This window comes from Novosphingopyxis iocasae, from assembly GCF_014334095.1.
In the GTDB taxonomy this organism is placed as follows: domain Bacteria; phylum Pseudomonadota; class Alphaproteobacteria; order Sphingomonadales; family Sphingomonadaceae; genus Novosphingopyxis; species Novosphingopyxis iocasae.
In genome coordinates this window covers 2,721,068-2,740,600 of sequence record NZ_CP060495.1, presented here as the reverse complement: position 1 = coordinate 2,740,600, position 19,533 = coordinate 2,721,068, and the positions used below count along the sequence as shown (strand labels likewise).

Sequence of the window (19,533 nt, the reverse complement as noted above, 5' to 3'; positions counted from 1 at the left end):
TTGCGCTCGTGTTCTACTAACGGGGTCATCGCCTCTCTTCCGCCGGTCTTTCTGAAGCGGAGTCCATCGCTTGCGAACGCCTGGACAAATAGAACCATTCGGCGATGAAAACGGCGGCAATGCCTGCGACCGCATAGGCGACGACCGCAGGGTCGGTTTTGAGCTTGGCGAAGGCAAAAGCTGTCAGGACTACGCTGTCCGCCACGAGTGCCGACCATAGCACCCAGGCACGCGCACCGATCTCTTCCCGCAAACCGCGCAGCACGCCCCAATGCACAAGCATGTCCATTACGAGATAGAAAAATGCTCCGAGCGAAGCGATCCGCGACAGATCGAACAGGACCGCGAGCGTGCCGGCAATCACTACGGTATAGACCAGCATGTGACTGCGGATCGGTCCGCTCATGCCGAAATGGCTATGCGGGATCATCTTCATCTCGGTCAGCATCGTCAGCATTCGCGAAACGGCGAAAACACTGGCGATGACACCCGAGGTCGTGGCTGCGATCGCGATTGCGACTGTGAAATAGAAGCCAAGCTCTCCGAGCGCGGGGCGCGCAGCTGCCGCAAGAGAGTAATCGCGCGCCTCGGCTATTTCTGAAGTGCTGAGGCTGGCGCCGACCGCCACCGCGACGAGAAGGTAGACGACCACGCATACTGCGATCGAAATGATAATGGTTCTGCCGACATTCCGATGCGGATCGATGATTTCGCCGCCGCTGTTGGTGATGGTGGTGAAACCCTTGAAAGCGAGGATCGAGAAAGCGACCGAAGCGAGCAACGCGTCGAGGCCCGAAAGCGCGACCGGCTCTGCGAAGGCACCGCCTGAAAATCCGGTGGCCCAGATCGCCGCAATTGCGAACAGGGCGATGCCGCCGATCTTGATTGCCGACATAATGAGCGAAAACCCGCTGACCGATTTGTTGCCGGCAGCATTCACGAAATAGGCGAAAACGATGAGGGCCAGTGCCGCGACGGAGACCAGAATGCCGCTGCTTTCGAGCCCAAAGGGCCGCAAGGCATAGGTCGCGAAGGTCCGAGCGACCAGGCTTTCGTTGATGACCATCGACAGCGCCATCAGGAGCGATGCCGATGCTGCAACGACGCCCGGTCCGTAAGCCTTCTGAAGGATCATCGCGATGCCGCCAGAGGAGGGCCAGCGGTTCGACATCTTGATGTAGCTGTAGGCGGCAAGCGAGGTAACCAGCGCGCCGACTATGAAAGAAAGCGGAAATAACGGTCCAGCCAGTTCGGCAATCTGGCCGGTCAGTGCGAAGATACCTGCGCCAATCATGACGCCGGTCCCCATCGCGACACCGCCCAGCAACGTTATCGAGCCCGCATTCTCGCTATGTTGATCGTCGCCATCTGTCTGCAAGTCTTTCCCCTGTCTATGTCATCCCGTCCGAGAAGCATCACGACAAGCAGTACGTTGGGCAGAGGTTCACCCCTTAAAAAGATCCAGCATTTCTGACCGAGCTTTTGACTATCGCATTTCTCCTATTTCGTGCGTGCTGCAATCATACAAATTGGAAGGGTCCGGGACTGTGGGGGCAGCCAGCCCGGACCCGGCGAGAAGTTCGACAGGCTTCTGTGTCGCTTCCCGCAATTAGTCCTCATCGCCTGCAACCTTTCATGCCGACGCATGGAGTGGCTTCACCCCCTTACGGAAAGGACGCGAAGACGCTCTGTCCGGTTGGGCCAAAGGCGATGACGTCGTAAGGCTGGATCCGGTTTCCGGCCTCCATGCCGGGCGATCCCAGAGGCATTCCCGGAACCGCGAGGCCGGCAACGCCGGCGGGCCGTTCGCGCAAAAGCTTGGCGACGGCTTCTGCAGGCACGTGACCTTCGATGATGTATCCATCGACCTCCATCGTATGGCATGACCATAACTCTTGGGGTACGCCCCGCGCGGTCTTGATCGCCGCCATGTCGTTGCTGTCGACCGATGCCACCTTCGTGTTCATCCCGTCTTCGACATGGCCTGCCCAGTTGAGACAGCACCCACATCCTGGATCCCGGAACATCGTAAAGGTCGCTGCCTGAGCCACGTTCGAACAGGCTGCCAGCACGAGCAAGGCCGCGCCGCTAATCGATCGCCGGAGCAGCGAAGGCTTTTTCAAATTCATTGTGCAATTCCTTTCTTGTATCCGCGCCATAGCGAGATCGTCCCGGTTGCCGTCGGGAACCGTTGGAGCAGGCATGGCTCGGTGAAGATTTCGGCGAACAGTTTTTCGACTTCGCCGTCGGCGCTGGGCTGCGTGTCGCTTATGCCGTCAAGAGACTGGACGGTCGCCCGGAAGAGGCTCCGCATGAGTGGGCTATCCTGCTTCATATAATCGGAGATCAACACGGTTCCGCCTGGCACGAGCAAGCTTTCGATGGTTTCCAGGATTGTCTGCTTCTTGCGCAAGGGGACCTGGTGCAGGACGAGGCTGCTGACGATCTTGTTCGGCTGCCACCCTGCGGGTAGCTTGAGGCTTTCGAGAAAGCCATTGTGCCATTTCACGAGATCGGCTCCCGCGCCAAACTTGCGCCGCGCAAGCGCGAGCGCATCCGGGTCGGGTTCGACACCGATCAGACCCGCTTCCGGACAATCCGTCATCAAGGCCTTGAGAAGAGTGCCGGTTCCGCTGCCAACATCGATCACCCGGTCGCCGGGGACAAGGTGCAGCTCTTCGACAATCCTTTGGCGCCAGAGATGTTCGCGGGTGAACAGACCGATCGCCCGGTCGTAAAGCGGCGTCAGAAAGCTCTTGCCAAGAAGAGGCGTAAATTCGCCGTGATCTTCAGGTGCGGTGATATTGCTCACGAGCTGGTTTCCATTCATCCCGGGTTCGACCCGATTCTGACAGACCCGTCTCGATTACGTATGGTGGTGGACATTCCCTCAAAAAAAGAAGTTTAAGGGATTGTGCAGGCGAGCGCGTATAGGACACGTGCAACCCACAGGAGTTTTTCGGATGCGTGACAATCACTCTCTTGATGCGGTGCTCGGAACCCTTTCCGCCACCGGCACCAGCGAGGTCCCCGCCGACTTCATGGATGGCGTTTGGCAGCGCGCCGGACAGCTTGGCGAAATCGCCGACCGACGCCGCCGGACGGCTCTGTTCGTCGGTCTGTTCGTCGTCGGGCTTGGAGCTGGCGCCGGAACGAGCGGTTGGCCCGGCGGCTATGGCACGTCTTCCGCGTCATTTGGCGAAAGTCTTATCCTCGGCGAACAGCTGTCCCCATCGGCGCTCCTCCATGTGGAGCAATAGGGTTTGAAGACGACGCATATCGTTCTCGCGGTGCTTCTCGCAGCACTTGCAGGATGCCTCGGCGCGATTGCCGCGGACCGCTGGGCCAATCACGAGGCTGGCTCCGGCCTCCACGATTTCGTGCACGACGAACTCACCCTGACGGCCGACCAGGAGCAGCGTCTCGATGCGCTCGAGGCTCGTTTCGCTGTCGAAAGGGCACGGCTCGAAGGATCGGCGCGTGCAGCCAATGCCCGGCTCGCCCAGGCGATGGAAACCGAGCATGAGTACGGTCCCGAGGTCTCGGCCGCGATCGACGAGGTGCATGCACGCATGGGCGATCTGCAGAAAGCAACGGTGCGCCATGTCTTCGACATGCGCGAAATTCTCGAACCCGAGCAGCAACGCCAGTTCGACCGCAAGGTCTCCGACGCCTTGACCCGCGACCCTCGCGACTGAAGCGCCATGTCGGGGGCGGGCGACAATCCGGATGAGGCCCTTGTTTCGCAGGCGAGGGCTGGAAACAAGCGGGCTTTCAGCCAACTCGTCGAGCATGAAACTGGTCGGCTTCTCGCGCTCGGGACACGCATGCTTTCCTCTCCTTCTCAGGCCGAGGACGTTGTTCAGGACAGCCTCGCTTCGGTGTGGCTGACGCGCCATCGGCTTGATCCGGACAAGCCGATCGGACCCTATCTGACAACCGTCGTCCTCAACCGCTGCCGGGACCGTTTGCGCAGGCGCAAGGTCGCGGGCTTTTTCGGACTGTCGGGTGATGACGAACTCCATTCCATCGCCGACGATTTGCCGGGTCCTGAAGCGTTGGCCGTTTCCAGGGAAGAGCTCAATCTCGTTCAGGCCGAGATCGCGCGAATGCCTGTAAGGCTGCGCGAAGCGCTTGTGCTCGTGACCATCGAGGGGCGTAGCCAGGCCGAGGCGGCCGATCTTCTCGGAACGACCGAAAAGGCGATCGAAACCCGCGTATATCGCGCGCGCAACAGGCTGAAGGAGCGCTTCGAAAAACTTTGAGGGGTTGGCTGGGCGCGCGCGTAAGTAACGGTAAACGCCAAGTCAGGAGCCCTTTATGATCGCCGTCAATCGACGCAAGTTTCTCGGAGCCGGAGCAGGAGGAATGGGTCTGCTCGGCCTTGCCGGGGCGATGCCTGCCTGGGCACGGGGCGCGGACATCCTCGCAGGTAACGCCCGCAAGGGGCTGGACGAGATATCCGGCCCCAATATCGACCTCACCGTTGCCCGATCGGCCTTCGCGACCGGCAACAGGCGCGGCGGCGCGATCGCCGTCAATGGCACGATCCCCGGTCCGCTGTTGCGATTGCAGGAAGGCACGACCGTCCGGCTCAATGTCCATAACCAGCTCGAGGAAGATACCTCGATCCACTGGCACGGTCTGCTCGTGCCGTTTCAGCTCGATGGAGTGCCTGGCGTGAGCTTTCCCGGCGTCAAACCGGGAGAGACCTTCACCGCCGAATTTCCGGTTCGCCAGTCGGGTACCTACTGGTGGCACTCGCATAGCGGCCTGCAGGAACAGGCCGGGCATTACGGCGCGATCGTGGTCGACCCCGCCGGACCCGATCCGGTCCAGGCCGACCGCGAATATATCGTGGTGCTGAGCGAATTCAGCGAAATGTCGCCCCACACGATTTTCGACAAGCTCAAGAAGGGCGAAGGCTACTTCAACTACAACCAGAACACCTGGACCGACGATTACCCGCTTTCGGGCGAGGATCGCCGGATGTGGGCGAAAATGCGCATGATGCCGACGGACATCCTCGACGTGTCGAGCGCGGCTTATACCTATCTTCTGAACGGCCATGGCCCGCTCGACAATCTGGAATACCTCTTCCGCCCGGGCGAACGCGTGCGGCTGCGCTTCATCAATGCCGGCGCCATGACCTTCTTCAATATTCGCATTCCCGGCCTGCCGATGACCATCGTTCAGGCGGACGGGCAGAACGTCGAGCCGGTGGAGGTCGACGAGTTCCAGATCGGTGTGGCCGAGACATACGACGTCGTCGTGACGCCGGGCGCGCAACAAGCCTACACGCTGGTCGCGGAGTCGATGGACCGCTCGGGCATGGGTATTGCCACACTCGCGAGCGCACCCGGCGCTCGCGCCGCCATTCCGCCGCTGCGCGATCCGCCGCTTCTGACCATGGCCGACATGGGCATGAGCGGCATGGACCACGGCTCGTCTGGCGATGCCGGCATGTCGGGCATGGACCACGGAAGTGGCGGCGACATGGCGGGGATGGATCATGGTTCGTCCGGCCAATCCGAGATGGCAGGCATGGCCGGCATGTCGGGCATGCAGATGCGCGACACCTCGCTTCTGCCGCCCGATGTGAAGGTCGGGCCCGGTCTCGACATGGTCTCGATGAACCCGGTCGATCGCATGGGCGATCCCGGCATCGGTCTCGCCGATGTGCCGCATCGTACGCTCGACTATCGCAAGCTGCGCGCTCTGACTCCACACCGCGAGGGCCGCACGCCGTCCCGGCGAATGGAAATTCATCTGACCGGCAATATGGAGCGCTACATGTGGTCGTTCGACGGCAAGAAGTTCTCCGCCGTCTCAGACGAGCCGATCCGTTTCGCCTATAACGAGCGCGTGCGCGTGAAGCTCGTCAACGACACGATGATGGCGCACCCCATTCACTTGCACGGTCATTTCTTCGAGCTGGTCAATGGCGCGCCGGCCGATCGTCAACCGCTCAAGCACACGGTAATCCTGCAGCCGGGTGGCAGCGCGCAGTTCGACCTGACGGCGGACGAGCCGGGCGACTGGGCCTTCCACTGTCACCTTCTCTACCACATGCATGCCGGGATGTTTCAGATCGTCACGGTCGCCAATCCCGACGGGAGCGAAGCATGAAAATTCGTATTGTCAGCCTGCTCGCATCGGTCGCAGCCGGCTCAGTTCTCGCCTCCCCCGCGGCGGCGCAGCATGCCGGTCATTCGCCGGCGGAGCCGCAGCAAAGCGCCGAGGCGCAGGCTGACGCGAAGACGAAGTGCGAGGAAGAAGCCGAGCGCCATCGCGCGATGGGGCATCCGGTTGCAGATGGAGCATGCGAACCGGCTGCTCAACCTGAAGCCGCCATGGACCGCTCCAAGATGGATCATTCAACCATGGATCATGGTTCGATGACCGCTCAGGACGGTCATTCTGGCATGACAATGCCGATGGACGCTGCCCGTCCACAGGCATCGCCCGAAAGTCAGGAAGGAATGGATCACGGCTCGATGCCGCAGGGCAAGCCCGCCGAAGGCGCGATGGATCATTCGCAGATGAATCACGGCGAGATGGGACAGGCGGAAGCCGCCAGTTCGTCGATGGACCATGGGCAGATGGATCACAGCCAGATGAACCATGGGCAGACGCCTTCGCAGGACATGCAGGGCATGGACCATTCGGCGATGCAGATGGGCTCCGATGCCGATATCCCGCTGTTGCCGCCTCCTTCAGAAGCAGGGAGCGGCCCAGCGCGCGCGGCGGTCGCCATCTGGGGCGAGGAAGCCATGAACGAAGCACGCCGCGAGCTTGTCCGCGAAACCGACGGAGGAATGCGCTTCTGGTTTCAGGGCGACCGGTTCGAATATCAGGCACGTGAAGGCTCGGATGGTTATTTCTGGGAAGTCCAGGGCTATTATGGCGGCGATATCGACAAGTTCTGGTTCCGCTCCGAGGGGGAGGGTGTTTTCGGCAACAAAGTGGAGAAAGCCGAAGTTCAAGGGCTGTGGAGCCGTGCCATCGCACCCTTCTTCGATTTCCAGGCAGGTATCCGGCAGGACCTTACAGGACCGGAGCGGACCTATGCGGTGGTCGGCTTCCAGGGGCTTGCTCCCTACAAATTCGAGGTGACCGGAGCGGCCTTTGTTTCGAACACCGGCGACTTGACCGCGCGGCTCGAAGGCGAACTCGATCAGAGGATCACGCAGCGCCTGATCCTGCAGCCGCGTGCAGAGATCAATCTCGCGGCGCAGGACGTGCCCGAACTGGGCATCGGTGCCGGAATCGACCGGTTCGAAACCGGAATTCGCCTGCGCTATGAATTTGCACGTGAGTTTGCGCCCTATGTCGGCATATCGCAGGGATGGCGTATCGGCAGAAGCGCTGATTTTGCGCGGGCCGCCGGAGAGGATCCGAGCGTCACCAATTATGTCGTCGGTGTGCGATTCTGGTTCTGAAATTTCAAAAAGGATAGAACTTCTATGACCAAGACTTTGACACGCATCGCGGCGACTGCGCTTGTTGCCACGCTGATACCGCTGCCAGCCTTCGCGCAGCAGATGGACCACTCTTCCCATGCGAACCATCAGATGCACGCGATGGACGCTTCGGCGGACGATGTCGCGGGCGCTGAAGAAACCCTCAAGGCCTATCGCACCGCTCTTGAAGCGCGCGACGCGCAGGCAATGCGCGCGCTCTTTGCCGAGGACTCGGCCATCTTCGAGAATGGCAAGGCCGAAGGAAGTTTCGCGAATTACATGGAGCATCATCTCGGACCCGAGCTCGACGCGATCGTGAGCTTCACCTTTACCGACCCCACGCTGACCGTCACCCGGATGGGGCACATGGCCCATGCCTATGAGACGTATGGATATCGTATCGAACTTACCGATGGCCGGGTGATCGAGCGCGACGGCGTGGCGACATCGGTGCTTGCTCACGATGCGGACGGGTGGAGAATCGTCCAGTACCATTCCTCGTCGCGCGCGCCGCGCAACTGATTACGGCTTTCGAAGAGGTAGCACCGGTTGGCAACGCCGTCGCTGAAGCTGCGCCTGCATGTGCTCGGCAGCAAGATCCACAAATGGCTGGCGATTTTCGTCGGTGTCCAGGTTCTCTTGTGGATGGGAACCGGCGCCCTCATGTCGTTTCTCGACCTGGAAGAAGTTCGCTCCGAACATGTCGTTTCGCGTGAACGAGAGGCGCTGCCCGCCGATGCCCCGCTCCCGGCCTGGGTCGCAAACGACGGTACTCTTGCAGCGGTAACGACACGTTCGCTCGACGGCGATGCCGTGACCGAGGTCCGCAAGGTCGACGGTAGCGTGAGCCTCCACGATCCGGTAACAGGACGCAAACTCTCCCCCATCTCGGCTGCGACGGCAAGATCCATCGCCTTGCGCGCATGGACCGGACCGCGCACGACGATCGAAGGCGCACGGATAGTTTACGAACCGGTAGGGACCGAGTTTCGCGGACCTTTTCCGGCCTGGCAGGTCACCTATGCCGACGAGGCTTCCACGCGCATATACATCGATGCCGCCAGCGGCACGCTCGGGGCGGCGCGCAGCGATAAATGGCGCATGTTCGATTTCATCTGGGGCCTGCACATCATGGACTGGACCGAGCGTGATCGCATCAACAGTTGGTGGCTTCTGCTGTTCGGCATTGGCGGCACGATCATAGCCCTGTCGGGTTTCGTCCTGCTGGCGAACCGTATGCCGAGGCTGCGGCGCCGCGCAAAGAAGAGCAAGCTCGCCTGAGCCCATGGGGCTCATGTGCGTGGGCGAACGCCTTACCCCCGTTCGCCAGGCCCAACGGGCCAGGAGCCGAATGCGTTCGACGATCGCGATCGTGCCGGCATCGGACCTGATCCCGCAGACGCTCTTCTGTCGCGCCAATACCATCAAATTAATGTGAGGGGCACGCGGCTGCCGTGCGTATCAGGCACATAGGTCGCACTTTAACTGCAGGTTCGGAAGACATACGAGACATGAAAGCCCCCTCATTTCTGGCGCTGCTCGCCGCAAGCCTGCTCTTCGTCGGACCCGTTCAGGCTCATGGCGACGAAAAGCACGGCGAAGAGGCGAGCGCCGCGCCTGCTGCCACCAATGGCGATGTGCACGACCAGGCGGCCATGGCGCAGATGGGCGAGACTGCGGATGCTGGCGAGTCCTCCGGCGCGCACGATGAAGCGGGCGGAGGTCATGACGAGGCCGGTGGCCATGCGAATGAGGGCGAAGCCGGCGTCATGGCCGTACTGAAGAAGCTGCATCCGGCAACGATCCATTTCCCGATCGCCTTGTTTCTCATGGCTGCGGCCACCGAATTGTTCGTGATGCGCCGGAAAGGAGCGGGCCTGGAAAGTGCGGTACGCGTGCTTGTCTACGGCGGAGCCATCGGCGCGGTGGTCGCAGTCCTGTTCGGATGGATTCACACCGGCCTGTGGTTCGGCGGCGACACCGTCATGCAGGTGCATCGATGGAACGGTATGCTGATCGCCGTTCTCGGTATTGCGATGGCCTATCTCGCGAGCAGGCCGAGCCAGAGCCGCGCATGGTTGCGCGCGTCGATATTCTCCATGGCGGCGCTCGTTCTCATCCAGGGCTTCCTTGGCGGCGAGCTCGCGCATGGGCCGAACCACCTCGGTATTTCCTGGCTCTGAAGGAGTTGAAGAGCATGCGTACTTCCAGATTGAATGCAGCGATCGGGTTTCTCGCGATCGCGCCCTTGATGTCCGCTCTTGCTGCTTGCGACGAGGCGCAGGAGAGCACACCGATCACCGAGGTTTCGCCTATGGGCGAAGCTGCGGTGGTGGCTGGTACGGCATCCGAGGCGGGTCTTGCCGATCCGGCAGCCTCTCCCTCCGAAGATGAGGCAGCGACTGCGCGGCAGGACGCTCTTTCGACAAATGGCGCCGCGCCGACCGCCTCACGGCCTGCTGCCTCTCCCGCATCACGCTCAACTGCCACACCCGCAGCGCCACCGACGCGTACTCAACCCGCGAGCGAGGCGGCCCCGCCCGCCGATCCCCATGCGGGCCATGACATGTCCTCGATGGCCGATCACGACATGGAAGGCATGTGATCGGACGCGTTTCCCGGTGACACAGCTATTCAGGAGAGACCCTCGGCAAGAAATCGCAACGAACAACGCAAGATCAGGAAAGGACGGCCCCGCCTCCCCCCGAAGCCCTGCGGGTCGCAGGTGCCCCCAAGGGGCCGTCCAGGAACCCCGCGTGAAGACCAACCCGACGCGCGGGGTTCCGTCTGCCCGGCTTCGCTGTCGCCGTGCCAGGCGCTTCCCGGCATGGCTTTGTGCTATGTGAGCAGCGCGCAGACGATCGCCTCGATGGTTATGAAAGGAACCGCATATGTCGGAAACGGGAAAAGCCGGTGCGCTGTCGCGCTGGGAAGACGAAGGCGGGGCACTACCCTGCGGGCCGCAGGAAGCGCTCGCTGCCGATTGCGAAAAATGGGATATTCCGCCGCTTTCCGATGCCGAGGTCATCCAATTGCGCATCAGGGTGATAGCCCTTGAGAACATGGTGCTCGGTCTTCTGTCGAAGGCCAGCGCCGACCAGCTGGCAGCAATCGAAGAAATCGCGGAATTCATTTCCCCGCGTGCCGATGCGAAGCCGCATCCGCTTACCCTGCATGCTGCAACCCAGATGGAGCACTTCGTCGAGCGCGCCCGGCGGTTTCGCGAGCACCCCACCGCCGATTGAGCGACATATCACCGGCCCACGAATGCTGGCCTTCCTCGCTGAGGCCCGGTCGACGATCTAGAAAGAGTGCGATGGACCTCGATACGCTTCTCATCCGCTATTTCGGCACTGCCGACGCTGGAGCGGTTGGCGCGGAGACCTTGGCCTCGGGGATCGAGCATTGCCGGGTGGATCTCGGCCTGGAGCAGGACCGGGGCAAGCGATTTGCACTGTGGTCGTTTCTTCACATGTTCGGATCCGCCCCTGACCTCGACGTGGCGTTCGAGAACCAGGAAGACCGGGAAGCAGCCCGCAACTTCATGGATCTGCTGGCGGCATCGGAAAGTGACGGCGAAAGCTGATTGCAGCGGGATCATGTGACCCTTCGGACCCGCACCCGATACCCATCCGGCTTTCTTCGCGAACAGTCCTGAACCAGGTCAGCCGAGGAGCCGCAACCCGTTCCTTTGCCGGCCGTGTTGTCGCGCTTCGCGCGCCTGCCCGCACCACCCGTCATGAACAGGTTTCCCTTCGGCCCTTCAGGCCTGCGGTGCAGTCCTCCCATGCCCTGCTTCTTCTGGATGTTCGCAAGCCGGAGATGGTCTCCGGTTTGAGGAACTGAAGGAATTTCATCATGACCAATATCGCAATCCTCACCGGCCGCATCGCCCGCGATCCCGACACCCGCGAGACCAAGGGCGGCACCAGCGTCACCGGGATCACCGTCGTCACCGATCGTCCTGCACGCGACAAGGACGGCAAGACCTACAAGGACGAGAACGGCTACACCGCCAAGGACAGCGAATTCCACCGTGTGACCTGCTTCAACGGCCTCGCCAAGACCGTCGGTCAGTACTGCTCGAAAGGCCAGCTGGTCTCGGTCCAGGGCCGCATCCACTACACGCAGTGGGAAGACCAGGACGGTGTGACGCGGTATGGCTCGGAGATCCTTGCCGACAAGGTCGATTTCCTCTCGCGGGCCAATGGCGGCGACAACCAGGACGCCCCTCCGATCGACTGATCCGGCGCCATCGAACCAGCCAAAGGAGGCTCTGCCGGAAACGGCAGGGCCTCTTTCGCTGTTCACCCTTCCTTTCGCTCGGTCTTTTCTCCGGGGAATAGCCAGGCGCTGCCCGGAGGGCCCGACCCATTATGGCAGCGATCATCTGAAACGGTCGTTTGAGGTGGACTGGATTGGCCTGGCTTACCGCATTTCCAGCATGATGGTCCCGCGCCGCCCGCATCAAGGACGGCAGGGGCCCCACCATTTTGTCCGCCGCCGGATTGCATCCGGCACCGGACAAAACCGTTTCCCCCTGCGCCGCTTCGCGGTCGCCCTGTCAGGCGATCCTGTGACCCGGTCTGCCCGGGCCCATCGGCCAACCTCCTGTCGTCTCGCGACAGATTTCAGGAGGATTATCATGACCTATTTCACGAAATGCACACTGCCCTCGCGCAACTATTTCGAGGCTCTGGCGACCGCCGAGCAACGGGCCTTGCACAGCTTCTTCGACCAGCATGTCATCGAGGATGACGAGCTTGGATACCGCGCGGTCGACGAAGGCGACTACAACGCGCTGCCCCCGCATCTTGCGATGCGGGTCGTTCATACCGTCCATGGCGGAATGCTCGACGAATTCTGAGGCATTCTGCAGGGCAGGGACCGGCAGCGGTTCCTGCCCTTTTTTCGTGTCTCTTATGGGCTGAGCTACAGGTTCAAGTTTCGATCCAGCAGCAATCGGCGGTTCTCCAAACATCGGCTTGGCCAACTGGCGATCGGGATAAATGGAGCGGGGCTGGGGACGCACTCTGTCCCGCGCATCTGGCGATACGCTCCTGAGGGTGCGGCATTACGTGTTTTTGGGGCCCCGCATGCACTTGCGAACCGGCAGCGGGTCGGGCGAGCGGGAAGCTACGGCCGCGACAGGCCCCGCTTGCCTTGCTTCCCACAGGCCCTTGGCCGCTGCCTCTCTCGCAGGTGCGGTTCATTGCTCTGAGCCTTCGGCATTGCAGCCGAAAGCCTGCCGGGCAGCGCGATAGCGTCGGGTTCTGCGCGGATGCCGCCCCTCCTCGATCCTGCCGAGCTCAGATCGGTAGGGGCGACAAATCCGAACGCGGCATCGTGTCGCTCCCCCCATTGCCAGGGCATGCGCCATCACCCTCCGCAATCAGCGGCAGTTAGCCGCAGCCACCCAAGCCTCCTGGAGCTAACCCCATGCCCGCCGTTCCCGATCCGGTCCGTCCCCGCTACCTGCGCACCCCGGATGCCGCGGTGCATCTGGGGCTTTCGCCGCGCACGCTCGAAAAGCACCGATGCTATGGAACAGGGCCGGTCTACCACAAGCTCGGCGGCCGCATCGTTTACCGGCCCGAAGATCTCGACGCCTGGGCCGAGCAGGGCTTGCGCCGTTCCACCAGCGATCCGGGCAAGGGCGTCGTTCATCCTGCCAAGCGGATCGACGGCTACACCGGTCCGGTCCGGCGCTGAAGCGGTACCATGCGCTCCTTGAAGACATCGGACGGCGGGGCCGGACAGCTCGACCTGTTCGTCGGCGCGGGCAGCGACATCGCCGCGCGCGATGCGCAGGATCTGATGGCCTGGCCTTTCTTCAGCCTCGCCAAGACGAAGCGCGTGAAGCCGATCGACTTTCGTATGGGCGAGGTCGCCATTCTGGTCGAAGCGACCGCCGAACATGGCATGGCCACCATCTGGGACGCCGATGTACTGATCTGGGTAGCGAGCCAGATCGTCGAGGCGCGCGATGCCGGCAAAGCCACCTCGCGCCTTATCGCGGCGACGCCCCATGAAATCCTTACCTTCACCCGGCGCGGAACCGGAAAGGCTGGCTACGAGCGCCTGAAGGCGGCGCTCGACCGCTTGCAGTCGACCAGCATTGCCACCTCCATCCGGCAGGCCGGGGCGCGACGCCGCCGACGATTTTCCTGGATCAACGAATGGCGCGAACGGCTCGACGACAACGGGCGCGCGCTCGGCATCGAAATGATCGTGCCGGACTGGCTCTACGAGGGCGTGCTCGATCGTGCGCTCGTCCTGACCATCGACCCGGCCTATTTCGCGCTTACCGGCGGTCTTGAGCGCTGGCTCTATCGCATCGTACGCAAGCATGGCGGGAAGCAGAAGGGCGGGTGGAGTTTCGACATTTCGCACCTGCATTTGAAGTCCGGCGCGCTCTCGCCATTGAAGCGTTTCGCTTTCGAAGTGCGGGCCATCGTTCGCCGCCAGTCGCTCCCCGGCTACAATCTCGCTCTTGAGCACCAGTTCGGCCGCGAGCGGCTCCTGTTCGTTGCAGCGCCTGTCGATCCCTTCGCGTCCGCGCGGCGCCGTATCGGGCTGCCCCCTGTGGAAAAGGGTGCGTGATGTTCGGACTATCGGGAACCATGACGTTCGGACGATCGGGAACCCTATTCCCGGACTATCGGGAACCGGGAGCCTGCGCGACTCGCCGAAAACGCGGCGCCTGCGAAGCCCTTAACAATGCTAACAAGGAATCTTTCAGATTCCTGCTAACACAGCCACGCCTGTGCAAAAGCGCAGCGCGCGCTTCGCTTCCGCCTCCGGAACCGGTCGAGGCAGGTTCCGGTGATCCGCCACTTACGCATGTCACGCTGGTGTGGCGCGGCGGCGTGCAGGAAGACTGGCTTCGGTTCGGCAAGCCCGTTGCAGAGCGCATCCTCGATCGCCGGACGCGTATCGAAAGCTATGCTCCGGGACAGGTCTTTGCCTTGGTTCGGTGGGCTTCGAACGACTACGGGACCGTTGGCTCCACACTCACGATCGCCCAAGCCGCCGGTTTCGGCGAGCCGTTCACCACTCTGCCGCAGGTCGATCCTGGCGCGCAAATCCTGCTCTCGGTGCGAAGCTGGCCAAAGGTTCGCCAGGTCTTTGCGCTGATCGATGCGATCGAGGACGTTGGCATCGATCCCTGCGATGTAGCTCCCGACCACTGGCATCATGTCCACAACAGGCTGGCAGGGGGCATGCAAGTACGTTCCTATTCCCCTGCGCGCCATCGCGACTGGCTGCGGCGGCGAAAGCTGCAATCATGAGGCGGCGCACCGCCTTTCTGGCAGGCATGGTCGCGGCAGCGACACTGGCCAGCATCGCAATCCCGCTCTCGCGACTTTTGGTCTGGAACGTGACGGCCAGCGTGCCGGTTGGACTGTACTCAATCGGCGGAAAGACCGGTCTCCAGAGGGGCGACCGCGTCGCGATCGATCCTGCTTTCAGGCTGCAGAAATACCTCGCCTCGCGCGGCTATCTTCATGCGGGCGTTCCGCTCATCAAGGAGGTTGCGGCGCTTGGCGGGGATACGGTCTGCCGGCGCGACCTGCTCATCGAGATCAATGGGACACCTGCGGGCTCGGCGCGTCGGCGCGACAGCCTTGGACGCGAACTGCCCGTCTGGAAAGGATGCCGGACTATCGCTGCGGATGAACTGTTCGTGATGAACAGGCGCGCCCCCGGCTTTGACGGGCGTTATTTCGGCCCGGTCGCACGCGCCGATGTCATCGGGCGCGCGCGGCCCGTCTGGACCAACGAAGCGGGCGACGGGGACTATGTCCTGCTCGCCTCGCCCGCCGACTTTCCCATTCCCAACGTAAATGATGGAGACGCACAATGACCTGTATCGGCACTTTTGCAGCCACACCCGACGGCTTTGAAGGGCGGCTGCAAACCCTGACCATCGACGCACCGCTGACCCTGGTGGCCGCCGACCCCGGCGACACCGAGAACGCCCCTGACTATCGCATCATGGCAGGTGAAGGCGAGGAAACCTACGAGGTGGGTGCAGGCTGGAAACATGTCGGCGACAAGGCAGGCAGTTTTGTCACGCTCGTCATCGACGATCCGGTATTGCCGCGGCCTCTGCGCGCCAATCTGTTCAGTTCTGACGGCCAGAGCCATGTCCTTATATGGTCGCGCGGTGCGCGCCGCCCGGCAAAGGATTGATTCCGTGCTCCGCCTGTATCTTCTGCCGGGACTCCTGGCGGCCATGGTGGCGGCGAGTCCGGCACAGGTTTTTGCGCAATCGGAGCAGTTTGTCCGAGCTTCCCAGGGCGTCGAGATTGCAGCGCATGTCAGCGAAGCATCGCAGCAATTCGGCATTCCCGAGCACTGGATCTACGCGGTGATCCGCGCCGAAAGTGCGGGCCGGGTGCGGGCGGTTTCCAGAGCAGGAGCGATGGGTCTCATGCAGCTCATGCCCGGAACCTGGTCGCGGCAGCGCGCCCGGTTCTCCCTCGGGCAAGACCCGTTCGACCCGCGCGACAACGTTCTGGCCGGCACGTCTTACCTGCGCGAAATGTACGATCGCTACGGCGCGCAAGGCTTCCTCGCTGCATACAATGCAGGTCCGGGACGCTACGAAGACTGGCTTGCCGGACGGCGTTCGCTGCCACACGAAACGCGCCGCTATGTCGCCCGGATTGCGCCGCTGTTGCAGTCCGAGCGCATGTTTGCGGCGGCGCCTCTACAAGCCAGGAATGTTCCGGCTGGCGCCTTGCAGCCTCCCGGCGCAGCGCGAAAAGAGTTGGACGAGGTGGCTATGCCCGGCCCCGCGGCGAACCCCTTCGCGCGACCGGAACAAGCCGCGCACGATCTATTCGCGCCCGTCTCGACGGCTTCCTCCCAATGAAAGCGAGCCTCGCACCTTCGCGCAGCCATGCGTTCCCTGGCGAAAGCGGGCGAAGGACGGGAGGCTTGCGCACCAAAGGAAGGGAGGGATGGCGAGATAAAAGCAGCGCCGTCGGCCGGGCTGCAGGTGGTTGGTTTTGCGGGAGAATATGCGCCGTCTCTGCTGTAAGTCTGCAGGCGCTTGAACCGCAATCCTTAGGCTTTTCAATGCTGAAAGCGCCGTCTTCCGATTTTCTTGTCTGTGGCTGACGACGAATTCGACATCAGGCCGGGCCGGTCGAGAGACAGCGATGCGCGCGCCTATCGCAAGGCCGGTTCGCTGGTGGGACGCGTGCTGCAGGCCTCACGCCGGTCAGGCTATACACCGCTCGGGCGAGGCCGGGCAGGTGGCGGAACCGGTCACTTGGGGCGCGGCAAACATGCTGCGTTCCGAGGCAGCCCCCATGCTTTCCAGCGGCGGGTCATCATCAAGGCGCGCGTCGTTCGTCATGGCGGCAGCCGCTTCCGCTCTGCACCGCTCGCTCGCCACATCGCCTATCTCGAACGCGACGGCGTCACCCGTGACGGATCGGATGCCCAGATGTTCGATGCCTCGTCGGATGAGGTCGATGGCGATGCCTTCGCCGCGCGCTGCGAAGACGACCGGCATCACTTCCGCTTCATCGTGTCGCCGGAAGACGCGAGCGAGATGGCTGACCTGCGCGCTTTCACGCGCGAACTGCTTGAAGATATGGCGAGCGACCTCGACACCAGCCTCGACTGGGTAGCGGTCGATCACTGGAATACCGATAACCCGCACGTCCATGTTCTGGTCCGCGGAGTTGCCTCGGACGGCAGGGAACTGGTGATCGATCGCTCTTATATCAGCGAAGGCATGCGTGCCCGTGCCCAGGAGCGCGTCACTATCGAACTCGGGCCGCGCAGCGAGCGCGATATTCAGCTAGCGCTTCGCCGCGAGGTCGATGCCGAGCGCTGGACCTCACTCGACCGCCGGCTGCAAAAGCAACGCGACGATCTCGGCGTGGTCGATTTGTCCCCCGAAGTCGATGCGACACGCCGCAGCAACCGCGCATTCCTTATCGGCCGCGCACGAACGCTCGAACGCATGGGATTGGCCGAGCGGATCGGGGCGGCGCGCTGGACCTTGGCCGCAGATCTCGAACCGACCTTGCGCGCGCTTGGCGAGCGCGGCGACATCATCAAGACCTTGCACAAGGCGATGAGTGAACGGGGCGTACAAGTTGCCCCTGCAGCCTTCGCGCTGCATGGCGAAGACGAGAACCGCCGAGTCATCGGCAGGTTGGTCGAGCGCGGTTTCCATAACGAGCTGACAGGCGAGGCTTATGCGATCGTCGAAGGAGTGGACGGGCGTGCGCATTATCTGCGTTTTCCCGATCTGGACCAGACAAGCGATGCAGCACCCGGCGCAATCGTCGAGACAGGCGAATGGACCGACCGCAACGGGCGACGGCGCAGCAGCCTGCTGGTGCGTTCGGACCTGCCGCTCGAGCGGCAGATTGACGCGCGCGGGGCGACCTGGCTCGACCGGCAGCTGCTGTCGGCACGAGCCGCGTCGCTGGGAGGCGGCTTCGGCAATGAAGTCCGGAAGGCTCTTGACGAGCGCCGTGACTGGCTCGTCGATCAAGGTCTTGCGAAGCGACATGGTAGGAGCGTGACCTTGGTGCGCAACCTGCTCGGAACGCTCCGCAAGCAGGAACTGGACGCGGCAGGTAAAGCGCTGGCTGCGCGTCATGGTCGTCTGGCAAATCCGGTAACGGAAGGTGATCACATTTCCGGCATCTACCGCGAGCGCATTTCGCTGGCGTCGGGTCGCTTCGCCATGATCGATGACGGAGTGGGTTTCCAGCTCGTGCCCTGGAGGCAAGACCTCGAGCGGCATCTTGGAAAAGAAGTCGCTGGCAAGGTCCATGTGCGAGGCGGTGTCGACTGGAACTTTGCGCGTTCGCGCGGTCCGGCGGTTTGAGGAGCACCGGCATCATAACGGAAATCTTGACAAACGCACCATATGATGCTTATAAACGCATCAGGAGATGCGATATGGTAAGTGCAGCGATTCAGCATGCCGAAGCTCCCCCGGGGCTTCAGACCTTTGCAAGCGACGGTGATCGCAGCCGCCTCACCAGCGCTGCGGTAAAGGCCGTGCTGCGCCTCATCGAGGCCTGGGGTGCGAGCAACGCTGAGGGCGCTGCGCTGCTCGGCGTGTCCGAAAGTACCTGGGACCGGATGAAAGCCGGAACCTGGGAGGGCTCGCTCGGTCAGGACCAGCTGACCCGCGCGTCGGCGCTGATCGGTCTGTTCAAGGGACTGCATCTGCTGTTCGCCAACGACATGGCCGATCGCTGGCCAAAGCTCGAAAACAGGGCCCCGTTGTTTGATCGCCGCTCGCCCATCGGGGCGATGATCGAAGGCGGCATTCCGCGCATGCTGGAGACCAGACAATATATCGACGCGCTTCGTGGCGGGCTCTGAGGAGGCAGGCGAGCCGCCGCAGATCCGCGAAGCGTTCGAGCGGACTGTCCGGCTCGTTTCCAGCGCGCGCTTGCGCGAAGCGGTCATGGCTCCACTTGCCGACAGTGATGCCGAGCTTGCGCTGCTCGCTGAAATCGAGGGGGCGACGAGTTCGCGCCTGATCGCCGAAGAGCGCGGGTTTGGCGGGCTGACAGCCGACGAACTGGTTCACGGCGTGCCGCATGCCAGGTTCATCAATGCGAGCTTTGCCTACGCCAAACCGCGCGAGCCCAATCGCTTCAACCCCGCGAACCGCGGCGCATGGTATGCCGCGCTCGATGTCGAGACCTGTATTGCCGAGGTCGGCCATCACCTGACACAGGCGCTCGCCGATGCCGGCGATTTCGATGCCGTTGTCGAATATGGCGAGATGATTGCCAGCATGGCGGGCGTCTTCATCGATTTGCGCGAGCAGCCCGGACACCCGGCCCTCGATCCGGACAAGACGAAAGGCTATCCTGTCGGCAATGCTCTAGCGGCGCAGGCACGCGCAGCCGGTCATAACGGCATTATCTATCCCTCTGTGCGCCATGCGGATGGAACTTGCATCGCGGCCCTGTGGCCCAACGTCGTGCAATCGGTCGCGCAAGGGGCGATGTACCGCCTGACCTGGTCCGGTAACCCGGACTATAGTCGGGAAGCAATCTAGCCGTACGCCGCT

General features: G+C 62.6%; 25 protein-coding genes. 22 read left to right on the top strand and 3 right to left on the bottom strand.

The window, feature by feature from the left end; translation table 11 throughout:
• Window positions 1-25: 25 nt before the first annotated feature.
• The 3 genes from H7X45_RS13115 to H7X45_RS13105 form a co-directional block, all read right to left on the bottom strand.
• Window positions 26-1,309: an APC family permease gene (locus tag H7X45_RS13115; protein WP_008603936.1), complete on the bottom strand. Its 1,284-nt coding sequence runs from the start codon at window positions 1,307-1,309 to the stop codon at window positions 26-28.
• Window positions 1,310-1,664: 355 nt separating this feature from the next.
• Window positions 1,665-2,129 carry a DUF411 domain-containing protein gene (locus tag H7X45_RS13110; RefSeq protein WP_187335263.1) on the bottom strand — a complete coding sequence of 155 codons (465 nt, stop codon included), beginning with the start codon at window positions 2,127-2,129 and terminating at the stop codon, window positions 1,665-1,667.
• Window positions 2,126-2,812, bottom strand: coding sequence for a class I SAM-dependent methyltransferase (locus H7X45_RS13105; RefSeq protein ID WP_008603938.1), 687 nt, complete (start codon window positions 2,810-2,812; stop codon window positions 2,126-2,128). Before H7X45_RS13105 ends, H7X45_RS13110 begins: the two co-directional genes overlap by 4 nt.
• Window positions 2,813-2,963: 151 nt before the next feature.
• On the opposite strand from H7X45_RS13105, the gene H7X45_RS13100 reads away from it, so the two are divergent.
• From H7X45_RS13100 to H7X45_RS12995, 22 genes are all read left to right on the top strand, one after another.
• Entirely contained in the window at window positions 2,964-3,260 is a 297-nt protein-coding gene (locus tag H7X45_RS13100) for a hypothetical protein (RefSeq protein WP_009823994.1), read from the top strand.
• 3 nt (window positions 3,261-3,263) lie between these two features.
• Complete coding sequence (locus H7X45_RS13095; protein ID WP_009823993.1) at window positions 3,264-3,698, top strand: Spy/CpxP family protein refolding chaperone; 435 nt, start codon at window positions 3,264-3,266, stop codon at window positions 3,696-3,698.
• 129 nt (window positions 3,699-3,827) lie between these two features.
• On the top strand, window positions 3,828-4,265 hold the full coding sequence (locus tag H7X45_RS13090) for an RNA polymerase sigma factor (RefSeq protein WP_230279350.1): 438 nt from the start codon (window positions 3,828-3,830) through the stop codon (window positions 4,263-4,265).
• A 55-nt stretch (window positions 4,266-4,320) separates the two neighbouring features.
• The gene (locus H7X45_RS13085) at window positions 4,321-6,129 is read left to right on the top strand and encodes a copper resistance system multicopper oxidase (protein WP_054522842.1); all 1,809 of its coding nucleotides are present in this window, start codon (window positions 4,321-4,323) and stop codon (window positions 6,127-6,129) included.
• Window positions 6,126-7,442, top strand: a complete 1,317-nt coding sequence (locus tag H7X45_RS13080) for a copper resistance protein B (protein WP_187335262.1) — start codon at window positions 6,126-6,128, stop codon at window positions 7,440-7,442. Before H7X45_RS13085 ends, H7X45_RS13080 begins: the two co-directional genes overlap by 4 nt.
• Window positions 7,443-7,466: 24 nt before the next feature.
• Entirely contained in the window at window positions 7,467-7,985 is a 519-nt protein-coding gene (locus H7X45_RS13075; RefSeq protein ID WP_082836112.1) for a YybH family protein, read from the top strand.
• Window positions 7,986-8,012: 27 nt separating this feature from the next.
• Window positions 8,013-8,744, top strand: coding sequence for a PepSY domain-containing protein (locus tag H7X45_RS13070; protein ID WP_187335261.1), 732 nt, complete (start codon window positions 8,013-8,015; stop codon window positions 8,742-8,744).
• Window positions 8,745-8,974: 230 nt separating this feature from the next.
• Window positions 8,975-9,646, top strand: a complete 672-nt coding sequence (locus H7X45_RS13065) for a DUF2231 domain-containing protein (RefSeq protein WP_160733266.1) — start codon at window positions 8,975-8,977, stop codon at window positions 9,644-9,646.
• A gap of 14 nt (window positions 9,647-9,660) precedes the next feature.
• A complete protein-coding gene (locus H7X45_RS13060) occupies window positions 9,661-10,068 on the top strand; it encodes a hypothetical protein (RefSeq protein ID WP_187335260.1) in 408 nt (135 codons plus the stop codon).
• Between the two features lie 286 nt (window positions 10,069-10,354).
• A complete protein-coding gene (locus H7X45_RS13055) occupies window positions 10,355-10,708 on the top strand; it encodes a hypothetical protein (RefSeq protein WP_066558732.1) in 354 nt (117 codons plus the stop codon).
• Between the two features lie 71 nt (window positions 10,709-10,779).
• On the top strand, window positions 10,780-11,049 hold the full coding sequence (locus tag H7X45_RS13050; RefSeq protein ID WP_187335259.1) for a hypothetical protein: 270 nt from the start codon (window positions 10,780-10,782) through the stop codon (window positions 11,047-11,049).
• Window positions 11,050-11,321: 272 nt separating this feature from the next.
• Window positions 11,322-11,708 (top strand): single-stranded DNA-binding protein, encoded by a 387-nt coding sequence (locus H7X45_RS13045; RefSeq protein WP_054522840.1) that lies wholly within the window; start codon window positions 11,322-11,324, stop codon window positions 11,706-11,708.
• A 400-nt stretch (window positions 11,709-12,108) separates the two neighbouring features.
• Entirely contained in the window at window positions 12,109-12,330 is a 222-nt protein-coding gene (locus H7X45_RS13040; protein WP_187335258.1) for a hypothetical protein, read from the top strand.
• 572 nt (window positions 12,331-12,902) lie between these two features.
• Window positions 12,903-13,175: a helix-turn-helix transcriptional regulator gene (locus H7X45_RS13035; protein ID WP_010240237.1), complete on the top strand. Its 273-nt coding sequence runs from the start codon at window positions 12,903-12,905 to the stop codon at window positions 13,173-13,175.
• A gap of 9 nt (window positions 13,176-13,184) precedes the next feature.
• On the top strand, window positions 13,185-14,066 hold the full coding sequence (locus tag H7X45_RS13030) for a replication initiator protein A (RefSeq protein WP_054527881.1): 882 nt from the start codon (window positions 13,185-13,187) through the stop codon (window positions 14,064-14,066).
• Between the two features lie 251 nt (window positions 14,067-14,317).
• Complete coding sequence (locus H7X45_RS15360) at window positions 14,318-14,755, top strand: DUF2840 domain-containing protein (protein ID WP_246449467.1); 438 nt, start codon at window positions 14,318-14,320, stop codon at window positions 14,753-14,755.
• Window positions 14,752-15,330: a S26 family signal peptidase gene (locus H7X45_RS13020; RefSeq protein WP_187335257.1), complete on the top strand. Its 579-nt coding sequence runs from the start codon at window positions 14,752-14,754 to the stop codon at window positions 15,328-15,330. Before H7X45_RS15360 ends, H7X45_RS13020 begins: the two co-directional genes overlap by 4 nt.
• Window positions 15,327-15,659, top strand: coding sequence for a DUF736 domain-containing protein (locus tag H7X45_RS13015; protein ID WP_179407696.1), 333 nt, complete (start codon window positions 15,327-15,329; stop codon window positions 15,657-15,659). The genes H7X45_RS13020 and H7X45_RS13015 overlap by 4 nt, the downstream gene beginning before the upstream one ends.
• 43 nt (window positions 15,660-15,702) lie before the next feature.
• Window positions 15,703-16,344, top strand: coding sequence for a lytic transglycosylase domain-containing protein (locus H7X45_RS13010; RefSeq protein WP_187335256.1), 642 nt, complete (start codon window positions 15,703-15,705; stop codon window positions 16,342-16,344).
• 234 nt (window positions 16,345-16,578) lie between these two features.
• Entirely contained in the window at window positions 16,579-18,327 is a 1,749-nt protein-coding gene (locus H7X45_RS13005; protein WP_187335255.1) for a relaxase/mobilization nuclease domain-containing protein, read from the top strand.
• Between the two features lie 74 nt (window positions 18,328-18,401).
• Entirely contained in the window at window positions 18,402-18,833 is a 432-nt protein-coding gene (locus H7X45_RS13000; RefSeq protein WP_067679896.1) for an antitoxin Xre-like helix-turn-helix domain-containing protein, read from the top strand.
• Window positions 18,820-19,521 carry an RES family NAD+ phosphorylase gene (locus H7X45_RS12995; protein WP_054527877.1) on the top strand — a complete coding sequence of 234 codons (702 nt, stop codon included), beginning with the start codon at window positions 18,820-18,822 and terminating at the stop codon, window positions 19,519-19,521. The genes H7X45_RS13000 and H7X45_RS12995 overlap by 14 nt, the downstream gene beginning before the upstream one ends.
• Window positions 19,522-19,533 lie beyond the last annotated feature (12 nt).